Consider the following 21161-nt stretch of genomic DNA (forward strand, 5'->3'; position numbering starts at 1 on the left):
CGGAAAGGGGATCACACCATGACCCAGAAGAGCTGGACCCAGGCCGAAATGGAAAAGCGCCTGGTGCGCTATGCCGACCTCAAGGGGCTGCGCAACGCCTTTATCGACGCCCGCACGCCGGGCTCGGACCGCAAGGAGAACTTCACCATCATCGGTCCGGGCGTGTCGGAAAACCCGGCCCAGGTGGTGCATATTCCCGAGGCCCACGGTTTCAATGTCGGGGCCGCGCGCCAGCCTTTCGGCTGCACCAATTCCCAGCACAGCCACCTCACCGCCGAGACCTTCGTGGTCCACACCGGCAAATGGCGCTTCGTCTTCGGGCCCGACAAGACCGATGGCTATATCGATGTGGAACCGGGCGACGTCGCCACCGTGCCCACCCACATGTTCCGCGGCTTTGAAAAGCTCGACGAGGGCACCGGTTTCCTCTTCGTGGTGCTCGGGCACGACGATCCCGGCAAGGTCGTCTGGGCCCCGAGCGTGTTCAAGATGGCTGAGGACTATGGCCTCAAGCTCCTCAAGGGCGGCAAGCTGGTCGACACCACTTTGGGGGAAAAAGTGCCCGAAGGGGCCGAACTGGAACAGCCCCCCACCGCCGAGAAGCTGAAGGAACTGGCGACCCCGCCCATGTCCGAACTGGCCAGATACGCCATCAAGGCGGCCGATATCAAAGGCGATCCGAAGTCGCCGCTGTCTGGCGATGGCGTCGAGGAAGCGGGTGTGATCGGCGATGTCGACGGGCAGGACGGCATCAAGGCCGGCCCGATCAGCGGCCACTGGCAGCACGACTTCACCCTGCGGCGCCTGAAACTCGAAACCGGTGCCATCATCCCCGCCCATGCCCGCGCCGAGCAGGAGGTGATTTTCGTCCAGTCCGGGACGCTGGAATTCACCTGGGATGGCGGATCGCTGATCATGGGCGCCGGTGATACGCTGACCGTGCCGATCGGGCTGATGCATGGCTTCCGCAATCCGGCCTCGGCCGATGCCATCGCCTTTGTCATCCGCGGCGCCGCCTCTCCGGCCGCCCCGGTGTTTGCTACGGCGCAGGCTGCGGAATAGGCCGAACCCATGGAGATGCGTATGCCCACCCTTTCGCCCGAAACCCTGGCCGTTCTGCGCAAGGTGGACACGCCGACCGTCTGCAATGCGCTTGAGCATGTCATGGGCGGCCGCACGGCAGAAGGTTTTACCAAGCATCCCGTGGTCTGCGCTGATCCGGCGCTACCCCCGGTCGTCGGCTTTGCCCGCACCGCCAAGATCCGCGCCTCGTCCCCGGCCCAGAAGCCAGCCGCCGAGGTGCGGGCCCTCCGCATGCAGTATTACGAATATGTCTCGGCCGGCGACGGTCCCAATGTCGTCGTCATCGAGGACACCGACTGGCCCCATGTGATCGGCGGTTTCTGGGGCGAGATGCAGGTGGCCCAGCACAAGGGGCTCGGCGTGGCCGGTACCCTGACCAATGGCGTGCTGCGCGATCTCGGCATGCTGGACGAGGGTTACCAGGTGATCGCCGGCGCCGTGGGCCCGAGCCACGCCTTCGTGCATGTGACCGAGCTCGATTGCCCGGTGACGGTGTTCGGCATGAGCGTGCGGCCCGGTGACCTGATCCATGCCGACCGCCATGGCGCGGTGGTCATTCCCGCCGCGCATATCGAGCGCATGGCCTGGGCAATCGATGTGGTCCTGCGCAAGGAAGTGCCGATCCTGACGGCGGCAAGGGCGCCGGGATTTAATATCGACAAGCTCCGGGCGGCCTGGGCCGCGGCGGACAAGATCAGCTAGTGCAACGGGTTAGACGGAATTGAAAGGGCCGGTGTTTCCACCGGCCCTTCGTTTATGCGCTCTTCTTGACCTGCATGCGGTCGAGCCGCAATTGCGCGGCGCGGCGATGGCCCTCGAGGCCCTCGCTGGCGGACTGGCGGGCGGCCGGCGGCGCCACCTGGGCGACGCCGCGTTCGTCGAGCCATTGATGGGTAGCGATCTTGACATAGGCGCCGACCCAGAGCCCGCCGGTATAGCGGCCCGCGCCCATGGTGGGCAGGGTGTGATTGGTGCCCGAGCACTTGTCCGAATAGACGACGCTCGCCAGCTCGCCGATGAACAAGCTCCCGTAATTCCTCAGCTTTTTAGCGAAGGCCTGGGCGTCGGCAGTATGCACCTGCAGGTGTTCGGCGGCGATCAAATCGGAATAGGCGATCATCGCGGCTTCGTCCTCGCAGACGGTGATCTCGCCATAATTGATCCAGGCCTCGCGGGCGGTATTGGCCGTGGACAGGGTTTCGAGCTGCTTTTCGACTTCGCCCAGCGTGGCTTCGGCCAGCGCGCGGTCGGTGGTGATGAGCCCCACCCGGGTACGGATGTCGTGCTCGGCCTGGGCGAGGAGGTCCGTTGCGATCATCTCTGCGTCGCCGGTCGCATCGGCCACGACAAAAATCTCTGATGGGCCAGCGAGTTGGTCGATGCCGACGGGGCCGAAGACCTGGCGCTTGGCCTCGTTGACGAAGGCATTGCCGGGGCCCACGATCTTGTTGACGGCCGGCACGCTTTCGGTGCCATAGGCCATCGCGGCGATGGCCTGCGCCCCGCCAATGCGGAAGATGCGGTCAGCGCCGGAGAGGTGACAGCCGGCGATCATGGCCCTGTGCGCATTGGGCGGCAGGCAGGCGATGACCTCATCGACGCCGGCGACTTTTGCCGGGACGATCGTCATTATCGGAGCAGATAGAAGGGGATAGCGGCCGCCGGGGACGTAGCAGCCGACGCGCTCGATGGGGATGACGCGATGGCCCATATGGACGCCGGGCAGGGTCTCGACCTCAAGCGGCAGGATGGTCGAAAGCTGCGCCTCGGCAAACTTGCGGACATTGGCGATGGCAAATTCGGTGTCCATGCGGGTCTGCGGATCGAGTTCGTTGAGGGCGGATTCGCGTTCGGAATCAGTGACTTCGAAGATTTCGAGCTCGGCCTTGTCGAAGCGGGCGGAATAGTCTCGGACGGCCTTGTCGCCATGGGCGCGGACATTGGCGATGATCTCGCTGACCAGCGTCTCGACGGGCGCATTGTCGCCCACAGAGGAGCGCTCGGGCGCCTTCACATAGGTGACGCCGGGAAAGGGCGAGGAAACGGGTTCAGTCATTGCGCACTCCGGGGTAGGTCCTGGCCATCGAGAATGAACGCATTCTGAACGGCGTTCCCATGCCCGGCGGCCCTGAAATTCGATCTTGCATACGTATTCAAAATTTGCCAGTGTTTTTTGGCGAAACGAACCTCGATCTTTCGTCGAGGTCCCGCGCCGGTGACATGAACACGCATGTGACGACCCAGTTGGCAAAGAACGATCAGCACGCCTCCGGCGTGCCGCTGCTGCTATTGCCGGGCACGGTCTGCGACGCGCGGCTGTTCGCGCCGCTGATGGCAGAACTGGCCCATCCCGACATGCGGGTGCTGCCGATGGACGGGGCGGAGACCACTCCGGACCTGGCACGGCGGCTGCTGGCCCGGGCGCCGGAACGCTTTGCGCTGCTCGGCTTCTCCCTTGGGGGCATCGTCGCGCTGGAAATGGCGGCGCAGGCGCCGGAGCGGATCGCGCGGCTGGCGCTGGTCGATACGACGCCGCGGCCTGATCCCGAGCCCAATGCAGCGGTGCGGCGCGACGCGGTAGTGCGGGCGCGGGCCGCGGGCATGGATTCCTATATTCTCGATGCCTGGGAGCGGCTGGTGTCGCCTTCCAATGCGGGCAACGCGCGGCTGAGGGATATCATCCTGGCCATGGCCCGGGATGCCGGCGCCGAGCTGCTGGCCGCACAATCGGAAGTGGCGATCCACCGGGCAGACAGCCGCGACCGCCTTGCGGCGATTGCCTGCCCGACGCTGATCCTGGCAGGGGCGGACGAGCAGGTGTGTCCGCTGGCCGCCCACGAGGAATTGGCCCGCGGCATTGCCGGGGCCCGCTATTTTACCATTCCTGCAGCCGGGCACTTTGCCCCGCTTGAAAATCCGGCCGCAGTGGCGCGTCATGTGCGCGACTGGCTGGCCTGGCCCGAAAATCTCTCGAACGAGCCGTCACAGACCCAAGGAGCCAAGATGAGCGACGCAACGAGCAATCCCAAGAGCAAGGCCGCTGCCCCGGTCGCCGCGGAATCGGTGCTGCAGGTCGAACGGCATGACTATACCGATCTGGCGCCCACCGACCGGCCGCGCGGCCAGTCGCTGGAGGGCTTCGATGACATCTATACCGACATCGTCGACTACATCATCCGTTGCACCCACAAGATCTGGGACGAGCGCGATATCGGGCTGATCTACACCCACTACACCCATAATTGCGTGCTCTATGGCACGACCGGGACGATCTACAACCGCGAAGACATCGTGCGCGACACCATCCAGCGGCTGGTGAGCTTTCCCGAGCGGCGCGGCATGGGCACCCAGGTGATCTGGAACGGCAATGACAAGGACGGCTTCTATACGAGCCATCTGGTGACCGGCTCGGGGCGTCACACCCAATATGGCCATCTCGGCCAGCCGACCGGCAAGCCTTTCGTCAGCCGGACGATTGCCGACTGCATGATCTTCCAGAACAAGATCTATCGCGAATGGGTGGTGGCCGACACCATGGCCATCATCCAGCAGCTCGGGCTCGACCCGCATCACTTCGCCATGAAGACCGCCAAGGCCAAGTTCGAGGCCGGGCTTGTCTCGCTCGATATCGGCGAGAACCGACGCTTTGTCGGCCAGACCCCACCGGCCGAAAAGGCCGACACCTCGCTGGCGCATAATGACGTGGAAGCCCGGACCATCGAGATGCTGCACGAAATCTTCGTCAAGCGCATGTTCGGCCGCATCGCCCAGGACTATGCGCCCAATGCGCAATATCACGGGCCGCTGATGAAGGAGCTTTATGGCCACGCCGCCATCATCCACCAGCATCTGGGGCTGATCGGCTCGCTGCCCGATGCGTCCTATGAAATCCAGCATGTCGCCTCCAATCCATGCGAGGAAGGCGGCACCAAGGTCGCCGTGCGCTGGATCATGGAAGGTCATCACCTGGGCTATGGCATTCTGGGCACGCTGGGCGACCCGACCGGCAAGCGCGTGCAGGTGATGGGCATGAGCCATTATCACTGGAAGGACGACAAGGTCGTCGACGAGTGGACCGTCTATGACGAACTCAGCCTGCTCACCCAGGTCAAGCTCGGCCAGCTGGCGGACGCCGATCTCGACGACTGAGCAGGACAGGCGGGCCGGCGCGAAGACCGGCCCGCATTCCAGGCCTAGACGGCCGCGGAATGACGCGCGGCGCCGGCACCGAGATAGGTGTCAAAGCGCGCCGCAATGGCGCGCACAAAGGGCCGCCCGCGCTCGGTGACGCTGAATACGCCGTCGCGCATTTCGGTCAGCCCATCGGCATCGGTGAGGGCGATGGCCGCGGCCTCGCCCATCAAGGCCTTGCCCGCCGCGCCGAAGCCCGCAAGGTCGCGCGCCTCAAGGCGAAAGCGGCAGAGCAGGGTGGCAATGGCGTGGGCGCGCAGCTTGTCGGTGGCCGAGAGCGCAAAGCCCTTGGCGGTCGCGCCCGCGCCGGCCAGAGCCGCCTTGCTGTATTCGCCGGTGGCGGTGATGTTCTGCACATAGCCCTGCGGCAATTGCCCGATGGCCGAGGCACCCAGCCCGATCAGCGCGTCGGCGGCATCATCGGTATAGCCCTGGAAATTGCGGCGCAGCCGACCCAGCCGTGCTGCTACGGCGAGACTGTCCTCGGGGCGGGCAAAGTGATCAAAGCCGATCGGCTCGAGCCCGGCCTCCACCAGCATCTGCCCGGCCATCACGGCCTGTTCGTAGCGGGCATGCTGGTTGGGCAATGCCTCCTCGGGGATCATCTTCTGGTGCGGCTTCATCCAGGGCACATGGGCGTAGCCGAACAGGGCAACCCGGTCAGGCGCCAGGTCGAGTGCCTGGGAAATGGTGCGGCCAAGGCCGGTCATGGTCTGGTAGGGCAGGCCATAGATGAGATCGAGATTGACCGAGCCGACCCCGCGCGCCCGCATCGCCTCGACCACCGCGCGGGTCTGTCCGAAGCTTTGCTGGCGATTGATCGCCTTCTGCACGCGCGGATCGAAATCCTGCACGCCGATGCTGGCGCGGGTCAGGCCGAACGCCGCCATGGCGTCATAGCGCCCCTCGTCGAGATCATTAGGGTCGATCTCGATGCTGATTTCGGCATTGGGGGAGAGGGTGAAGGCACTGCCAAGCTTGACCTTGAGCGCCAGCAGATCCTCGGGCGTCAGCAGGGTTGGCGACCCGCCGCCCAGATGGATGGCGGTGACCCGGCCGCGCCCTTCCAGCTGCTGGCTGACCCAATCGATCTCGGCATAAAGCGCCTTGAGATAGTCGGCCACCGGCTCATAGCGCAATGTGTGCTTGGTGTGGCAGCCGCAGAACCAGCACAGCCGGTCGCAATAGGGAATGTGCAGATAGAGCGAGAGCGTCGCCTCGCGCGGCAGGTGCCGCAGCCAGGAGGCATAGGTCGCGCTGTCGACGCCGGCATGGAAATGCGGCGCCGTGGGATAGCTGGTGTAGCGGGGGACAGGCCGGCTATAGCGTTCGACCAGTTCGGATGGGGTGGAATACACGCGGCGCCTCGTCTCGGAACACGGGATTTGCGGCAGCCCTAGCAGCTCGCATTCTCCCCGACTTTGTTCTGGGTCAACTCGCGGCCACGCGCGTGACGGACTTGCCGCGGGGCCGCCGGGGCGGCTATGCCCATTGTCCAACCCGGTCATCTGCGCTGACCCAGCCCCACGAGTGTTCCCCGATGTCGTCCCGGACCAGCGGTCTTTTTCTCAGTGCCGCCGGCATTGCCCTGATGTGCTGCATGGACGCGGTGGCCAAGGCGCTGGGCGCCGAACTGACCACCTTCCAGGTGGTGTTCGTGCGCTTTCTCGGCGCCGCCCTCTGGCTGGCGCTATGGATCGGGCTGACGCGCGGGCAATGGCCGCGGCCAACCGATTTCGGGCGGCAGGCCTTGCGCGGCGTCATGCTGGTGGCGACCGCCTCGATGTTCTTTTATGCGGTGACCAATCTGGAACTGGCCGTGGTGGCGGCGCTCGGCATGACCGCCCCGCTCTATGTGACGCTGATCGGCGCCATCGTGCTCAAGGAGCGGCTCGATGGCCGGGCCGTGCTGGCCCTGGCGCTGGGCGCCGCGGGGGCAGGCATCATCATTCTCGGTGGCGGCGGCCTGTCGCTCGAAAGCCTGCACGGTTCGGCCCTGGCCTGGGCCGCAGCGCTGCTGGCGCCGGTGAGCTATGCCAGCATCCTGGCGCTGCTCAAGCATCATTCCGGCCGCGAGGAGCCGGCGGCCATGACGCTGGGGCAATCGGCCGTTGCGGCGCTTCTGGCCCTGCCGCTGGCACTGGGCCAGATGCCCGTCATCAGCGGGTCCACACCCGGGCTCGTGGTGCTGATCGGGCTTCTGGGTGCCGCCGGCTTCCTCCTGGTGATCAATGGCCTGCGCCGCCTGCCGGTCACGGTCTTTGCCATTATCGACTATACCGGCCTGCTCTGGGCGGCGCTTCTGGGCCTCGTCTTCTTCGGCGAGATGCCGGCCATGTCCTTCTGGTTCGGCGCGGTGCTGATCGTGGGCGCCTGCGTGCTCAATAGCGGCCGCCGGGCCGTGCCGGCCACGATCGGCTGAGGGCTACGCTGGAATTCTGGAAGCCGAGTCGGCTTGTGGCCATTTTTGTTATGACATATAACAAATAGGAAAGTGCGCGGCACGGGGTCGGGGAGGACCTGGGACCATGGCATCTGGCGAAACAACGTCGACGACATCGCGGGCGCTGGAGGCGGCGGGAGATGCGGAGGCGGCGCGCGACATCGGCGCCTTGGACAGCGCTGCGAGTGGCGCCGACCGCAAGCTGGCGCCGACGCGGCGCGGGCTGGTGGAGCGGCTGATCTATGGTCCGGCCCCCGGCGCCGACGAATTGCGGGCCGGTGGGCTCATGGCGACGGACCTGGCCCGCAAGGGACACGAAGTGGTCGATGCCGCGCTCAAGGTCCTGGCCAGCGGCGAGGCCTTCACGGTCGATGGCAAGCTTTCGGGCGCATTGCGGCAGGCCCTGGCGGCTGAGGGCGCCTATGGCCTGACGGTGCCGCCCGAATTCGGCGGGCGCGGCGAAAGCTATCTGCAACTGGCCGCAGTCGAGGAGGCATTGGCGGCCAATGGGCTGGGGCCCATGGCGGTGGAAGTGTCCGGGCACCTCACCATCGGCGCCGGCTGGCTGCTTGCCTATGGCACGGACGCGCAGAAAAGCACCTTCCTGCCTTTGGTGGCCGAGGGCGTGCCCATGGGCTTTGCGCTGACCGAGGTTGGTACCGGGGTCAACGCCAAGAAGATCGAAGCCTATGTTGAGACCGATGCATCCGGCGATTATCGGCTCTTTGCCGAGGGTTCGCGCAACAAGCTCTGGATCACCAATGCGCGGCATGGCGCGCTGGTCGGCATCGTGGCGCGTCTCGGGCAGGGCGGGCGGCAGCTGGGCCTGTTCCTGACGCGCCTGCCGGAGGCCGATGTCGAGGCGGCCGAAGCCGGCTGGTCGTTCCGCTGCACCCCATCGGGGGTGGCGGCCTTCACCGCCAATGACAATAGCCGGCTGCATTTTTCCAATTATCCCATCCCCAAGGCCAGCAGGATCGAGGGCGATGGGGTCGAGGTGCTGTTCTACAGCCTGCGCCTGGGGCGCTGCATGCTCGCCGCCATGTCGGCGGGCTATCAGCGCATGCTTGCCGCCGATGCTGCGCACTATGCCCGGCAACGGCTGGGCGTGGGTGGGTTGGTGATCCGGCATGAACTGCCTCGGCTCGCCATCGGGCGCATGCTGGGCGGGTCGCTGCAGGCGCGGGCGCTGGCCTTTCTGGCGCTGAGCCAGGATGCCAGCGGCGCCGATCTCGCCGGATTGCGGGACCTGACCAAGTCGGCCGCCGCCCAGACCGGGCTGGAGTCGATGGCGGCGTGCGAGCATGTGCTGGGCGGGCGCAGCTTCGCCGCGGCGAGCCGGGTCAATGCGGCGCGGGCCAATCTGCATCTGTTCGGCGTGGTCGAGGGCGAGGACGAGATGATCCGCATGGGCATGGTGCGCGACGTCACCCTGCCCTTTGTCGAACGCTATCTGGCGCCGCTCCTGGGAGAATTGCAGGCGGTCAATCGCGACGCAGCGGGCGGGCCTGTGCCGCCGGAGCAGCGCATCCTGCGCCTTGGGCTCAGCACCATGCTGCGTCACCCCAAGCGGACGGCAAAGGCCATGCTGGGCCTCATCCGCAGTCCCGCGCTCTATCGGCTCGCCGGATGGATGATCCGCAATCTCGGCGCTCTCGTCATGCCGGTGGCGTCGGGGGCCGGCCGCGGCTTGCCCGACAGCCTCAAGGCGCATGCCGATTTCGCGGAGCGGGAACTGGTGCGGCTGCGCTGGACCTATCTGCGCCTCAGCCTCGACTTCCAGCTCGAACTGGCCAGCGCCCAGATCGTGCTGCAGCGCTTCGGCCAGCAGGTGGAGTGGCTGGTGTCGATCCTCGCCCTTTGTCACCACGCCGCCGCCGAGGACGAGACGCAATGGCGCGTTGCCGACCTGCAATGCACGCTACTGCGCGAACGGGTGCGGGCGGGCAGGGCCGGGCTGCGGACCCGGCAATTGCGGGCCCTGCGCCGCCGCATCGCCGCCACCGGCGAGGACATGGCGGAGGGGTGCTCGAGCCTGCTGGCGGGGCTGGCGCCCGAACCCTATGCTCACCCCTTCGACACTGCGACAGGGCGATAGGTCTTGCAATCGTATTTGTTATGACACATAACAAATACGAAATGAGGGAGGAACTTATGAACCATCAGGCGAGCCCGATGCGCCCGGTGCGGCTGGGCACCATGTCCGCGACGGCCGAGCGGCGCGATGACGGCGCTGTCGTCCTGCGCTCCACCGTGCCGCTGGGCGACTATCCGCGCTCCATCGTCGATGCCCTGGAAGCATGGGCCCAAAAAACCCCCGATGCCCTGCTGATGGCGGATCGCGAAGGGGCGGGCTGGCGGCGGCTGAGCTTTGCCCAGGCGCTGGACAATATTGTCCCGCTCGCCCAGGCGCTGCTCGATGCCGGTCTCTCCGCCGAGCGGCCATTGATGATCCTCTCGGGCAATGAGATCGAGCATTTCCTGCTCGGCATGGCGGCCATCTGGGTGGGCATTCCCTATGCCCCGATCTCGCCGGCCTATTCGCTGATCTCCACCGATTACGGCAAGCTCAGGCATATTGCGGGCCTCCTCACCCCCGGCATGGTCTATGCCAGCGACGGGCAGAAATTCGCGCCGGCGATCGAGGCGGTCTTCGGCGCCGATGTGCCGCTTGTGGTGCGCTCGAACCCCATCGGCGGGCGTCCTGTGCGGCTGTTCGATGACTTGCTGGAAACCAAGGTGACACCGGCCGTCGCGGAAGCGCATCAGGCCATCACCCCCGATACCGTGGCCAAGGTGCTGTTCACCTCCGGCTCGACCGGCCTGCCCAAGGGCGTGATCACCACCAACCGGATGATGGCCTGCAACCAGCAGATGATCCGCCAGGCGCTGGCCTTCCTCACCGACGAGCCGCCGTTGCTGCTCGACTGGATGCCCTGGAACCACGTGGCCGGCGGCAGCCACAATGTCGGCATCGCCATCTATAATGGCGGCAGCTTCTATATCGACGACGGCCAGCCCACTCCGGCGCGCTTTGCCCGCACGCTCGAAAACCTGGCCATGGTGCAGCCGACCTTCTTCACCAATGTGCCCAAGGCCTATGAATTGCTGGTGGCGGCGCTGGACGATCACCCCGAGGCCAGGCGCAACCTCTTTGCCCGCCTCAAGCTGCTGCAATATGCCGGCGCCGGCCTGCCCCAGCATGTCTTCGAGGGACTGCACCGGGCGGCGCTGGCCGAGACCGGCGAGCGCATCATGATCATCACCGGCTATGGCTCCACCGAAACGGCGCCCTTTGCCTCCACCACCACCTGGCCGGTGGAGGAAGCGGGTCACGTCGGTCTGCCGGCCTCCGGCATCGCCTTCAAGCTGGTGCCGAGCGGCGACAAGACCGAATTGCGGCTCAAGGGGCCCAATGTCACCCCGGGCTATTGGCGCGACCCGCAAAAGACAAAGGAAGCCTTCGACGAGGAAGGCTATTACTGCATTGGCGATGCCGTGCGCTTTGCCGATCCCGGGGATATCTCCCGGGGCCTGGTCTTTGACGGCCGCGTCACCGAGGATTTCAAGCTCTCCACCGGCACCTGGGTCAATTTCGCCGCCGTGCGGTCCGGGGTCATCGCGGCCTGCGCGCCGCTGATCCGCGACGTGGTCATCACCGGCCTCGACCGCAATTTCATCGGCGCCATGATCTTCCCCGACCTTGCCGCCTGCGCCCGCCATGCCGGCCTGCCGGCCGACGCGGCCGCCGACGCCATTCTGGGTCACCCCTCCGTGCGGCAGAAATTCGTGGACAGCCTGGCGGCGCTTTCGGACAAGGCCACCGGCAGCTCCAATCATGTGGCCCGCGCGCTGCTGCTGGCCGAGCCGCCCGATATCGACCGGGGCGAGGTGACCGACAAGGGCTCGATCAACCAGCGGGCGGTGCGCACGCACCGGCCGGAACTGGTCGAAAGCCTCTATGCCGAACCAGCCGGCCCCGACATTCTCGTTTTCTCCCGGAAAGGTGCCTGACCCATGAGCAAAGGCCTCCGCCTCACCTTCGACGACGCTTACCTGCTCGGCGGCGCCCGCACCCCCTTTGTGGATTATCGTGGTGCGCTGAGCGAGATTTCGCCCATTGACCTGGGCATCAAGGCGGCCCGCGCGGCCATCGAGCGCACCGGCGTCAAGGCCGCCGATATCGGCCATACCATTGCCGGCTCCATGGCCCAGGCCTCGTTCGACGCCTATGTCACCCCGCGCCATATCGGCCTCTATGCCGGCGCGCCGATCGAAGCGCCCGCCCATCTGGTGCAGCGCATCTGCGGCACCGGCATCGAGGTGATCGCCCAGGCGGCCGATTCGGTGTCGCTGGGCCGTGTCGATCTGGCCTTGGGCGCGGGCTGTGAATCGATGAGCCGCAATCCGATTGCCGCCTATACCCACCGCAATGGCTTTGCCATGGGCAAGGTGGAGTTCAAGGACTTCCTCTGGGAAGCGCTCTACGACCCGGCTGGTTGCGTCAATATGGGCGACACCGCCGAGAACCTCGCCAAGCAGTACAATATCGACCGCGAGCGCGTGGACCGCTTTGCCGAACGCAGCTTCAACCGCGCTATCGCCGCCCGCGATGCCGGAATCCTGGCCGAGGAAATCGTGCCGGTGACCAGCGAGACCTTCGAGATCGAAACCCTCGACAAACGCGGCATCAAGCTGCCGCGCGGGGTCGAGAGCGTCGACACGGATTCGCACATCCGCCCCTCGCCCTATGAGGTGCTGGCCAAGCTGCGCCCCGCCTTTGGCGGCGTGCAGACCGGCGGCAATTCTTCGGCCATTGTCGACGGGGCAGGGGCGGTGCTGGTGGCCTCCTCGGCCTATGCCAGGGCAAACGGCCATAAGCCGCTGGCCCGCATTCTTGCCAGCGCTGCTGTCGGCGTGCCGCCGCAGATCATGGGCATCGGCCCGGCCCCGGCCATTCGCGGCGTGCTCGAGGTGGCCGGGATGCGGCTCGACCAGATCGGCCGCATCGAGATCAACGAGGCCTTTGGCGCCCAGATCCTGGCCTGCGTCGACGAATTGGGGCTCGACGAGGACAAGCTCAACGTCAATGGCGGCGCCATTGCCATCGGCCACCCGCTGGGCGTGACAGGCATTCGCCTCGGGCTGACATTGGCCAATGAATTGAAGCGCTCCGGAGAACGCTACGGCATTGCCTCGGCCTGTATCGGCGGCGGGCAGGGCATTGCCATGCTGATCGAAAACCCGGAGGCCGCTTGATGAATATTTCCGGCAGGATCGCCTTCGTCACTGGCGGCGCGTCGGGTCTGGGCGCTGCCACGGCGCGCACCCTCGCTTCGGCAGGCGCAAAGGTCGGCCTTTTCGACCGCGACGCGGCCAAGGGCGAAGCCATTGCCGCCGAACTGGGCGGCAAGTTCTTCGCCGTCGACGTCTCTGACGCATCGAGCGCCGAAGCGGCTGTCAGCGCTGCCGTCGCTGCGCTCGGCGCCCCTTCGGTCCTGGTCAACTGCGCCGGCATCGGCACGGCGGGCCGCATCGTCGGTCGCGACGGGCCGATGGCACTCGATGCATTTACCCGCGTCATCAATGTCAACCTGGTGGGCAGCTTCAACATGATGCGGCTCTGCGCCCACGCCATGTCGCTGGGCGAGCCGGACCAAAACGGCCAGCGTGGCGTGGTCATCTCCACCGCCTCGGTCGCCGCCTATGAGGGCCAGATCGGCCAGGCGGCCTATGCGGCATCCAAGGGCGGCATCGTCTCGCTGACCCTGCCGGCGGCACGGGAATTTGCCCGCTTCGGCATTCGCGTCCTGGCCATCGCGCCGGGCCTGTTCCTGACCCCGCTGCTCGAAGGCCTGCCGCCCGAAACCCAGGATGGTCTGGCCGCCGCCATTCCCAATCCCGCCCGCCTTGGCCGGCCCGACGAGTTTGCGGCGCTGGTCAGATCCATGGTGGAAAACGACTATCTCAACGGCGAAGTGGTGCGGCTCGACGGCGCCCTGCGCATGCAGCCCAAATAGGAGCCCTGGATGTTCACCAATACCACGCGGGTGGAAATCCAGTTCGGCGACTGCGATCCGGCCGGCATCGTCTATTATCCCAATTATTTCCGCTTCTTCGACAATGCCACGGCGGCCATGCTGTCGGCGGCCTTTGCCATGCACAAGCGCAACTGGCTGGCCCATTACGGCATTGCCGGCATCCCCATGGTCGATACCGGCGCCCGCTTCATCCGGCCGTCGAGCTTCGGCGATGTGGTCGAGATCAGGAGCGAGATCACCGAGCTGGGTCGCTCCAGCTTTGCGGTGAAACACAGCCTCTATAAGGATGGCGAGCTGGCCATCGAGGCCCATGAAAAGCGCGTCTGGGTCGTGCGCGGCGAGGATGGTTCCATCCGTTCGGCGCCGCTGCCCGATGAAGTCCGAACCCTGTTGAGCCAGAGCGCATGACCAGCCCGAAGGAAAAGACGATGACAAGCGAGCAGGTGCTCACCATCACCGAAACGGGCACGATCTGCCATGTGCAGCTCAATCGCCCGGACAAGCGCAATGCGCTCAATGACGATCTGATTGCCGCGCTCGACGCCTTCTTTGCAGCGGTGCCACCGGCAACGCGTGCCATCGTCATGTCCGGCAATGGCGGGCATTTCTCCTCCGGGCTCGATCTCTCCCAGCATGTGGCGCGCCAGCCGCTCGAGGTCATGGCCCATTCGCGCAACTGGCACCGGGTGATGGCGGTGATCGCCAATTCGACCATACCGGTGATCGCCGCCATGAATGGCGCGGTGATGGGCGGGGGGCTGGAACTCGCCGCCACCTGCCATGTGCGCGTCGCCGAGGAGACGGTGCGCTTCCAGATGCCCGAGGGCCTGCGCGGCATCTTTGTCGGCGGCGGCGGCTCGGTGCGCATCTCGCGCCTGATCGGTCCCGACCGAATGACCGAGATGATGCTGACCGGCCGCACCTATTCGGGCGTCGAGGGCGAGCGTCTGGGCCTCGCCCATCACGTCGTGCCCGAGGGGCAGGCCCTGGACAAGGCCTTCGAGCTGGCCGGGCGCATCGCGAAAAATTCGCCCACCATCAACGGCTTCATCATCCAGGCCATCGCCCAGATCGGCACCATGCCGCCCGAGGCCGGCCTTTATGCCGAAAGCCTGACGGCGGCCTTGAGCCAGACCGGTCCGGATGCCGAGGAGGGGCTGAAAGCGTTCCTCGAAAAACGCGCCCCGGTCTTTCGTTGAGACCTGGGCAAGGGGGGTCAGATCAGCCGATCGAGCAGTTCCAGCAGTTGCGCACGGGCTGCCGGTCCACCCAGCCGCTGGACAGTTTCCTCTTCAAGCCGGGCATGCCGGGCCTGGGCCGTGGCAAGGAAGGCCCGGCCCGCCTCGGTCAGGTGCAGCGCATTGGCGCGCTTGTCCTGCGCCGAGGGGATGCGCTCGACCAGCCCGCGCTCTTCCAGCCCATGCACCAGGGTGACGAAATTGGCGCGCTTGATGCCGAGGACCTCGGCGATTTCGGTCTGCTTGCGGCCCGGATTGTCATCGATCAGCACCAGGACCGAGTATTCTGCGGGCCTGAGCTTGAACTCGTCGAAAAAGGCGAGGAATTTCTGGAAGACGCTGAGCTGGGCCCGCCGCAGGCGGTAGCCGATGGCGCCCGTCGTGGTCTCGGTGCGCAGGGCATCGTCGGATTCGGCGGAGGGCGGGGGTGGAAAAGTCTTGGCGGATTGGTTCATCGTAGGCCGACCCTAGCGAGCCCGATGCGGAAGGCAAGTGGGGCCGGCGGTCCAAATGCCGATGTCGGCAGAAAAAGCGCTTCTCCGGCACCGGCAGGCGAGACCGGCACACCTATTCGTTACGGTTATCGGAAATGGGGTCGATTATGACGTTTTTGGGGTCAGAATGCCAGCTATGATAATCTGGGGGCTATGAAATGGCCGCCAATTGTCATTTTACTTGGCATCGGCCAACGCCTTAAATCGATCTGGAAGTAGGGGGGAGACCTGCGTGTTTAGAGACGAGTCCCTGTTGGGGCGACTGATCGTGGGGCTGGCCAAATGGCTGGCCGTTGCCGGTGGCCTGGTCCTGATGGCCATGGTCGCGATGATTGTTGTCTCCATTATCGGCCGCGCCCTGCTTTCGGTCGGCCTCAAGCCCATCACCGGCGACTACGAGCTGGTCTCCATCGGCATGGGTTTTGCTGTCTTCGCCTTCCTGCCCTGGGCGCATCTGCAGCGCGGCCATGCGCTCGTGTCGCTGGTGACCGACAGCTTCGGCCAGACTGTCAATAACTGGATCCTTGTCATCACCGACATCATGGTGCTGGTCGCCTCGGCCTTTATCGCCTGGCGGCTCTATTTCGGCATGATGGACAAGTTCGCCTACAAGGAAACCACGCTGCTGCTGCGCTTTCCGCTGGGCTGGGCCTATGCGGTGGGCTTTGTCGGGGCGGTGGCGATGGTCATCGTGGCCATCTATGTCCTGGGCCGCTCGCTCAGCTATGCCCTGAGCGGACAAGCCGAACCCAAGCGCGCTGGAGCCGAACTATGACCCCCTTGCTGCTCGGCTTCCTGGGCCTGCCGGCCGTCCTCATCCTGATCTTCCTGCGCGTGCCGATCGGCATTGCCATGCTCACCATCGGCGTGTTCGGCAGCTGGGCGGTGACCGGCAGCTTCAATCCCGTTTCCGCCCAGTTCAAGAACCTGACCTATTCCACCTACGCGTCCTATTCGCTTTCGGTGGTGCCGCTCTTCCTGCTGATGGGGCAGTTCGCCACGCTTGGCGGCCTGTCCTCGGGCCTGTTCAACGCGGCCGCGGCCTGGCTCGGTCACAAGCGGGGCGGGGTGGCCATGGCCGCCATCGGCGCCAGCGCCGGCTTTGGCGCCATTTGCGGTTCGTCCCTGGCGACGGCGGCCACCATGGGCCAGGTGGCGCTGCCGGAACTCAAGAAATACGGCTATTCCGGCGCCCTTTCGACCGGTGCAGTCGCCGCCGGCGGCACGCTGGGCATTCTCATTCCGCCCTCGATCATCCTCGTGATCTTTGCGGTGCTGACCGAGCAGAACATCGCCAAGCTGTTCATGGGCGCCTTCGTGCCCGGCATCCTGGCGGCCATCGGCTATATCATCGTCATCGCCATCTATGTGCGCATGGTGCCCGGTTCGGGCGGGGTGCGCGAGCGCCTGCCCTATAGCCAGCGGTTTCGCGAACTGGGCAAGACCTGGCCGGTGCTGGTGGTTTTCCTGCTGGTCATCGGCGGCATCTATGCCGGCATCTTCACCCCCACCGAGGCGGCCGCCGTGGGCGCTGCCGGCACCTTCATCATCGCGCTGGCAGCGCGCAGCCTTGATCGCAAGACCATCGTCGAGGCGTGCCTGGCCACGGCCAGTTCCACCGCCATGATTTTCCTGATCGTGCTGGGCGCGGCCGCGCTCAACGGCTTCCTTGCGATGTCGCAGGTGCCCCAGGTCATGGCGGCCTGGGTGGGCGAACAGGGCTTCAATCCCTGGGTCGTGATGGTGCTGGTGCTGGTCTTCTACCTGGTCATGGGCTGCGTGATGGATTCGCTCTCGATGATCCTGCTGACCGTGCCGATCATCTATCCGATGATGTCGGTGCTCGATTTCGGCCTGACGCCGGACGAGTTCGGCATCTGGTTCGGCATCATCGTGCTGATCGTGGTGGAGGTGGGGCTGATCACCCCGCCGGTGGGGATGAACCTGTTCATCATCAACTCCATGTCGCCCGAGACGCGCCTGTCCGAAACCTATCGCGGCGTGCTGCCCTTCGTGGCCAGCGACATGGTCCGCACTGCAATTCTGGTCGCCTTTCCGCCCATTACGCTGTGGCTGGTGTGGATGCTGTACTAGGATCGTCTGCGCCAGGCGGCGGCGCGCAGGCGCGACGGAGAATTTTGGGGTCGCTCCCGATGGTCCAGAGGACCGGCCGGCGGCTCCGAGAATTGAACGGCCATCGCCCGAACCGGCCGGTTTGGGCGACGGCAAGGAACCGGCCAAACTGGCCATGACGAGGGAGGGATACCCAATGATGAAGACCAAGATGCTGGTACTGGGGGCGCTGGCCGCGCTCGCCATGTCCACAAGTGCCTTTGCCCAGGAAGTGACCCTGCGCATTCACCAGATGCTGCCGGCCCAGGCCACCATTCCGGCCCAGGCCATCGAGCCCTGGGCGGCCAAGGTGGCCGACGAATCCGGTGGGCGCATCAAGTTCGAGCTCTACCCGGCCATGCAGCTCGGTGGCGCGCCGCCGGAGCTTTATGACCAGGCCAAGGACGGCGTGGTGGACATCATCTGGACCGTGCTCGGCTATACCCCGGGCCGCTTCCCCAAGTCGGAAGTGTTCGAACTGCCCTTCATGGTTCCCAATGGCGAGGTCGGCTCTGCCGCCTTCTACAATTACGTCATGGCCAATTCGGCCGACGAATTTGCCGGCGTGCATGTCATTGCCCTGCACACCCATGGCCCCGGGCTCTTCCACTCCAAGAACCCGATCACCAGCCTTGAAGACCTCAAGGGCATGAAGGTGCGCGGTGGTTCGCGCATCATTTCGGACATGCTGGCCAATCTCGGCGCCGAGCCGATCGGCATGCCCGTGCCGCAGGTGACCGAAGCCCTCTCCAAGGGCGTGATCGATGCCACCACCATTCCCTGGGAAGTGACGCCCTCGCTGCGCGTGGCCGAACTGGTGCGCAACCACACCGGCTTCACCAGCCAGAACGGTCTTTATACCCAGACCTTCGGCTTCGTGATGAACATGGACAGCTACAACAACCTGCCCGACGACCTGAAGGCGATCATCGACGCCAATTCCGGCCTCGAGACCTCGCGCCAGTTCGGCCGCGTCATGGACAATGGCGATGCCACCGGCCTCGCCATCGCCGTCAATGCCGGCAACAATGTCGTCCAGCTCGACGAAGCCGAGACGCAGCGCTGGATCGATGCGGCCCAGCCGACCATCGACAAGTGGTTCGCCGACATGGAAGCCCAGGGCATCGATGGCCGGGCGCTCTATGAGGCCGCCAAGGCCGCCGTCGCCGCCGAGATGTAAGTTAGACGATCTGAACATGAAGAAGGGCCCGGCCGGGAAACTGGCCGGGCCCTTCTTGCTTGGGGGCGAAGGTGCATGCTGCACGGTGCGGCCCTCGGACTTGATCCGAGGGCCACGACCCGCCTGCTAGATGAAGAGAGGCCCTCGGGTCGAGCCCGAGGGCGGTGTGAAAGGCGGGCAAGGGAGGGCCTAGTTCGGCAGGCCCACATAGTTCTCCGCCAGCACCTGCTGGGCGGCGCGCGAGCCGGCGAGATAGTCGAATTCGGCGCGCTGGATGCGGCGGCCGAACGGGCCGTTTTCCGGGAAGGTGTGGAGGAGGCTCGTCATCCACCAGGAGAAGCGCTCGGCCTTCCAGATGCGGCTCAGGGCCTTGGCCGAATAGAGATCGATGCCAACCTTGGAGCGCTCGCCATAGAGCTCGATGAAGGCGTCGGCGAGCATGCCCACATCGCTCATCGCCAGGTTCAGGCCCTTGGCGCCGGTGGGCGGCACGATATGGGCGGCGTCGCCCGCCAGGAACAGCGCGCCGAAGCGCAGCGGCTCGGCCACGAAGCTGCGCAGCGGCGCGATGGATTTCTCGATCGACGGCCCGGTTTGCAGGGCTTCGGCCGTCTCGGCGCTGAGGCGCCGGCGCAATTCGTCCCAGAAGCGCTCGTCGCTCCAGTTCTCGACCTTTTCCTCGAGCGGCACCTGCACATAATAGCGGCTGCGGGTCATCGAGCGCTGCGAGCAGAGGGCAAAGCCGCGCGCGTGATGGGCATAGATCAGTTCATGGGCCACCGGCGGCTGATCGACCAGCACGCCCAGCCAGCCGAAGGGGTAGATACGCTCGAATGTGGTCAGCGCCTCGGCCGGCACGCTGGCACGGCTGACGCCATGATAGCCGTCGCAGCCGGCAATGTAGTCGCAGTCCAGCCGATGGGTGACCCCATCCTTGACCCAGCTGACCCAGGGCTTTCCGTCCAGGTCATGCAGTTCGACATTATCGGCCTCGTAGATGGTTTCGCCCTGTCGCGCATCCATCAGGTCCCGCGTCACCTCGGTCTGGCCATAGACGGTGACGCTGCGGCCCACCAGGCCGGTGAAATCGATGCGCAAATGATCGCCATCGAAGGACAGGTCAGTGCCATGATGCACCAGGCCCTCGCTGTGCAGGCGCTGGGCGACCTGCGCCCGCTCCATCAGATCGACGGAACCCTGTTCCAAGACGCCGGCGCGAATCCGCCCGAGCACATAGTCGGCGCTCTTGCGCTCGAGAATGACATTGTCGATGCCATTGAGATCGAGCAGCCGGCCGAGCATGAGCCCGGCGGGGCCCGCCCCGATAATGGCGACCTGAGTACGCATGTGCTCCTCCCCACGTATATGCACCCACACAATGCGGCCGCGGGGCGGGCTTGGGAATGGACAGGGCGCGCAATCTCTTGCACTATCCGAACATGAACGAAATCCCGACCTATGCCCTTTACGGCGAAACGGGGGGCGAACACAGGCAGGACTGGCTGCACTGGGAAACCATCCAGGCGCGCAGCCGCCTGCACGATTATCGCATTGCCGCGCACCGCCACGAGCAGTTCTTCCAGCTCCTCTATCTCACCGCGGGACGGGCCGAGATGATGCTCGACGGCGAGGCCCGGACCCTGTTGCCCGAAAGTGTTGCCGTGGTGCCGGCAGGGATCGTGCATGGCTATCAGTTCAGTGCCGATGTGCGCGGCCTGGTGGTGACGCTGATGCAGCACGATGTGGAGGGGCTGGGGCTGGCGCGGCCCGGGGCCATGGTGATCCGCGGCGAGTGCCAGGATATCGCCCTGGCACTGGCGCGGCTGACGGCCGAGGCGGATCGGCCCCGCGCCAGCCATGATGTGGCCATGCGCGCCCATCTCGCACTTCTGCTGGTGGCGCTGGAGCGTGCCCATCCGGCCGCCTCACCCGCGCCAGACAGCGGCCGTGCCGGCCACCTGGTCACCGCGTTTCGCGATCTCGTCGAGCAGCGCTACCGGCAGAGCCGGCGGGTGGCCGACTATGCCGGGGCCATCGGTATCAGCCACACCCATCTCAACCGGCTGTGCCGGCAGGTGCTGGGCCGCTCGGCCCTGGCCGTGATCGAGCAGCGCGTGGCGCTCGAGGCACGCCGGCAATTGCTGTTCTCGAACCTGCCGATCAAGCAGATCGGCGCCGAGCTCGGTTACGAGGATCCGGCCTATTTCTCCCGCTTCGTCACCCGCATGTTCGGCATGGCCCCCGCGGCGCTGCGCGAGAAGATGCGCAAGAGGTGAGGGCAGTTTGGTTTCGGCTTCTGCATGCACCAGACAGCATGGCTGAATATGCGTTTGACGATATATGCATTGAATGATATAAAGACTTCCGTGTTCCACTGAC

At 65.6% G+C, this 21161-nt stretch carries 18 protein-coding genes; 14 read left to right on the plus strand and 4 right to left on the minus strand.

Annotated features, from left to right (window positions below; translation table 11 throughout):
• Positions 1-18 precede the first annotated feature (18 nt).
• Positions 19-1062 (plus strand): cupin domain-containing protein, encoded by a 1044-nt coding sequence (locus tag K1X15_RS00975; protein ID WP_220305671.1) that lies wholly within the window; start codon positions 19-21, stop codon positions 1060-1062.
• 21 nt (positions 1063-1083) lie between these two features.
• Entirely contained in the window at positions 1084-1785 is a 702-nt protein-coding gene (locus tag K1X15_RS00980) for an RraA family protein (RefSeq protein ID WP_220305672.1), read from the plus strand.
• A 52-nt stretch (positions 1786-1837) separates the two neighbouring features.
• Here K1X15_RS00980 and hisD read toward each other — a convergent pair whose 3' ends face one another.
• Complete coding sequence (gene hisD, locus K1X15_RS00985) at positions 1838-3139, minus strand: histidinol dehydrogenase (protein ID WP_220305673.1); 1302 nt, start codon at positions 3137-3139, stop codon at positions 1838-1840.
• 164 nt (positions 3140-3303) lie between these two features.
• Between hisD and K1X15_RS21170 the strand changes: the two genes are divergently transcribed.
• Positions 3304-5232 (plus strand): alpha/beta fold hydrolase, encoded by a 1929-nt coding sequence (locus tag K1X15_RS21170; RefSeq protein ID WP_240549611.1) that lies wholly within the window; start codon positions 3304-3306, stop codon positions 5230-5232.
• Positions 5233-5276: 44 nt separating this feature from the next.
• Here the strand turns inward: K1X15_RS21170 and hemN are convergent, their stop codons facing one another.
• A complete protein-coding gene (gene hemN, locus K1X15_RS01000) occupies positions 5277-6632 on the minus strand; it encodes an oxygen-independent coproporphyrinogen III oxidase (protein WP_240549612.1) in 1356 nt (451 codons plus the stop codon).
• A gap of 182 nt (positions 6633-6814) precedes the next feature.
• Here hemN and K1X15_RS01005 point away from each other — a divergent pair, with 182 nt between their 5' ends.
• The 7 genes from K1X15_RS01005 to K1X15_RS01035 all read left to right on the plus strand — a co-directional run bounded on the left by K1X15_RS01005 (position 6815) and on the right by K1X15_RS01035 (position 14957).
• Positions 6815-7696, plus strand: coding sequence for a DMT family transporter (locus K1X15_RS01005; protein WP_220305675.1), 882 nt, complete (start codon positions 6815-6817; stop codon positions 7694-7696).
• A gap of 106 nt (positions 7697-7802) precedes the next feature.
• Entirely contained in the window at positions 7803-9815 is a 2013-nt protein-coding gene (locus tag K1X15_RS01010) for an acyl-CoA dehydrogenase family protein (protein WP_220305676.1), read from the plus strand.
• Between the two features lie 56 nt (positions 9816-9871).
• On the plus strand, positions 9872-11731 hold the full coding sequence (locus K1X15_RS01015) for a feruloyl-CoA synthase (RefSeq protein ID WP_220305677.1): 1860 nt from the start codon (positions 9872-9874) through the stop codon (positions 11729-11731).
• A 3-nt stretch (positions 11732-11734) separates the two neighbouring features.
• The gene (locus K1X15_RS01020; protein WP_220305678.1) at positions 11735-12976 is read left to right on the plus strand and encodes a thiolase family protein; all 1242 of its coding nucleotides are present in this window, start codon (positions 11735-11737) and stop codon (positions 12974-12976) included.
• On the plus strand, positions 12976-13737 hold the full coding sequence (locus tag K1X15_RS01025) for an SDR family NAD(P)-dependent oxidoreductase (protein ID WP_220307372.1): 762 nt from the start codon (positions 12976-12978) through the stop codon (positions 13735-13737). The genes K1X15_RS01020 and K1X15_RS01025 overlap by 1 nt, the downstream gene beginning before the upstream one ends.
• Positions 13738-13746: 9 nt before the next feature.
• Positions 13747-14166 (plus strand): acyl-CoA thioesterase, encoded by a 420-nt coding sequence (locus tag K1X15_RS01030; protein WP_220305679.1) that lies wholly within the window; start codon positions 13747-13749, stop codon positions 14164-14166.
• Positions 14163-14957 carry a crotonase/enoyl-CoA hydratase family protein gene (locus K1X15_RS01035; RefSeq protein ID WP_240549613.1) on the plus strand — a complete coding sequence of 265 codons (795 nt, stop codon included), beginning with the start codon at positions 14163-14165 and terminating at the stop codon, positions 14955-14957. Before K1X15_RS01030 ends, K1X15_RS01035 begins: the two co-directional genes overlap by 4 nt.
• Before the next feature lie 17 nt (positions 14958-14974).
• Here K1X15_RS01035 and K1X15_RS01040 read toward each other — a convergent pair whose 3' ends face one another.
• Positions 14975-15451: a MarR family winged helix-turn-helix transcriptional regulator gene (locus K1X15_RS01040; RefSeq protein ID WP_220305680.1), complete on the minus strand. Its 477-nt coding sequence runs from the start codon at positions 15449-15451 to the stop codon at positions 14975-14977.
• A 271-nt stretch (positions 15452-15722) separates the two neighbouring features.
• On the opposite strand from K1X15_RS01040, the gene K1X15_RS01045 reads away from it, so the two are divergent.
• From K1X15_RS01045 to K1X15_RS01055, 3 genes are all read left to right on the plus strand, one after another.
• A complete protein-coding gene (locus tag K1X15_RS01045) occupies positions 15723-16265 on the plus strand; it encodes a TRAP transporter small permease (protein ID WP_220305681.1) in 543 nt (180 codons plus the stop codon).
• Positions 16262-17584: a TRAP transporter large permease gene (locus K1X15_RS01050; protein WP_220305682.1), complete on the plus strand. Its 1323-nt coding sequence runs from the start codon at positions 16262-16264 to the stop codon at positions 17582-17584. The genes K1X15_RS01045 and K1X15_RS01050 overlap by 4 nt, the downstream gene beginning before the upstream one ends.
• Positions 17585-17759: 175 nt before the next feature.
• A complete protein-coding gene (locus K1X15_RS01055) occupies positions 17760-18782 on the plus strand; it encodes a TRAP transporter substrate-binding protein (protein WP_338033486.1) in 1023 nt (340 codons plus the stop codon).
• 189 nt (positions 18783-18971) lie between these two features.
• On the opposite strand, the gene pobA is transcribed toward K1X15_RS01055, so the two are convergent.
• A complete protein-coding gene (gene pobA / locus K1X15_RS01060) occupies positions 18972-20129 on the minus strand; it encodes a 4-hydroxybenzoate 3-monooxygenase (protein WP_220305683.1) in 1158 nt (385 codons plus the stop codon).
• A 56-nt stretch (positions 20130-20185) separates the two neighbouring features.
• Between pobA and K1X15_RS01065 the strand changes: the two genes are divergently transcribed.
• Entirely contained in the window at positions 20186-21058 is an 873-nt protein-coding gene (locus K1X15_RS01065; RefSeq protein ID WP_240549614.1) for a helix-turn-helix domain-containing protein, read from the plus strand.
• The last annotated feature ends 103 nt before the right edge of the window (positions 21059-21161 follow it).

The sequence above is a fragment of the Devosia salina genome (genome assembly GCF_019504385.1).
GTDB classification, from domain to species: Bacteria; Pseudomonadota; Alphaproteobacteria; order Rhizobiales; family Devosiaceae; genus Devosia; species Devosia salina.

Bases quoted from the DNA above. Each gene is read 5' to 3' on its own strand.
- pobA (WP_220305683.1), bottom strand. From the start codon at position 20,129: ATGCGTACTCAGGTCGCCATTATCGGGGCGGGCCCCGCCGGGCTCATG.
- K1X15_RS01010 (WP_220305676.1), top strand. From the start codon at position 7,803: ATGGCATCTGGCGAAACAACGTCGACGACATCGCGGGCGCTGGAGGCG.
- K1X15_RS00980 (WP_220305672.1), top strand. From the start codon at position 1,084: ATGCCCACCCTTTCGCCCGAAACCCTGGCCGTTCTGCGCAAGGTGGAC.
- K1X15_RS01030 (WP_220305679.1), top strand. From the start codon at position 13,747: ATGTTCACCAATACCACGCGGGTGGAAATCCAGTTCGGCGACTGCGAT.
- K1X15_RS00975 (WP_220305671.1), top strand. From the start codon at position 19: ATGACCCAGAAGAGCTGGACCCAGGCCGAAATGGAAAAGCGCCTGGTG.
- K1X15_RS01065 (WP_240549614.1), top strand. From the start codon at position 20,186: ATGGACAGGGCGCGCAATCTCTTGCACTATCCGAACATGAACGAAATC.
- K1X15_RS01040 (WP_220305680.1), bottom strand. From the start codon at position 15,451: ATGAACCAATCCGCCAAGACTTTTCCACCCCCGCCCTCCGCCGAATCC.
- K1X15_RS01005 (WP_220305675.1), top strand. From the start codon at position 6,815: ATGTCGTCCCGGACCAGCGGTCTTTTTCTCAGTGCCGCCGGCATTGCC.
- K1X15_RS01025 (WP_220307372.1), top strand. From the start codon at position 12,976: ATGAATATTTCCGGCAGGATCGCCTTCGTCACTGGCGGCGCGTCGGGT.
- K1X15_RS01020 (WP_220305678.1), top strand. From the start codon at position 11,735: ATGAGCAAAGGCCTCCGCCTCACCTTCGACGACGCTTACCTGCTCGGC.
- hisD (WP_220305673.1), bottom strand. From the start codon at position 3,139: ATGACTGAACCCGTTTCCTCGCCCTTTCCCGGCGTCACCTATGTGAAG.
- K1X15_RS01015 (WP_220305677.1), top strand. From the start codon at position 9,872: ATGAACCATCAGGCGAGCCCGATGCGCCCGGTGCGGCTGGGCACCATG.
- K1X15_RS01050 (WP_220305682.1), top strand. From the start codon at position 16,262: ATGACCCCCTTGCTGCTCGGCTTCCTGGGCCTGCCGGCCGTCCTCATC.
- K1X15_RS01055 (WP_338033486.1), top strand. From the start codon at position 17,760: ATGATGAAGACCAAGATGCTGGTACTGGGGGCGCTGGCCGCGCTCGCC.
- K1X15_RS01035 (WP_240549613.1), top strand. From the start codon at position 14,163: ATGACCAGCCCGAAGGAAAAGACGATGACAAGCGAGCAGGTGCTCACC.
- K1X15_RS21170 (WP_240549611.1), top strand. From the start codon at position 3,304: ATGAACACGCATGTGACGACCCAGTTGGCAAAGAACGATCAGCACGCC.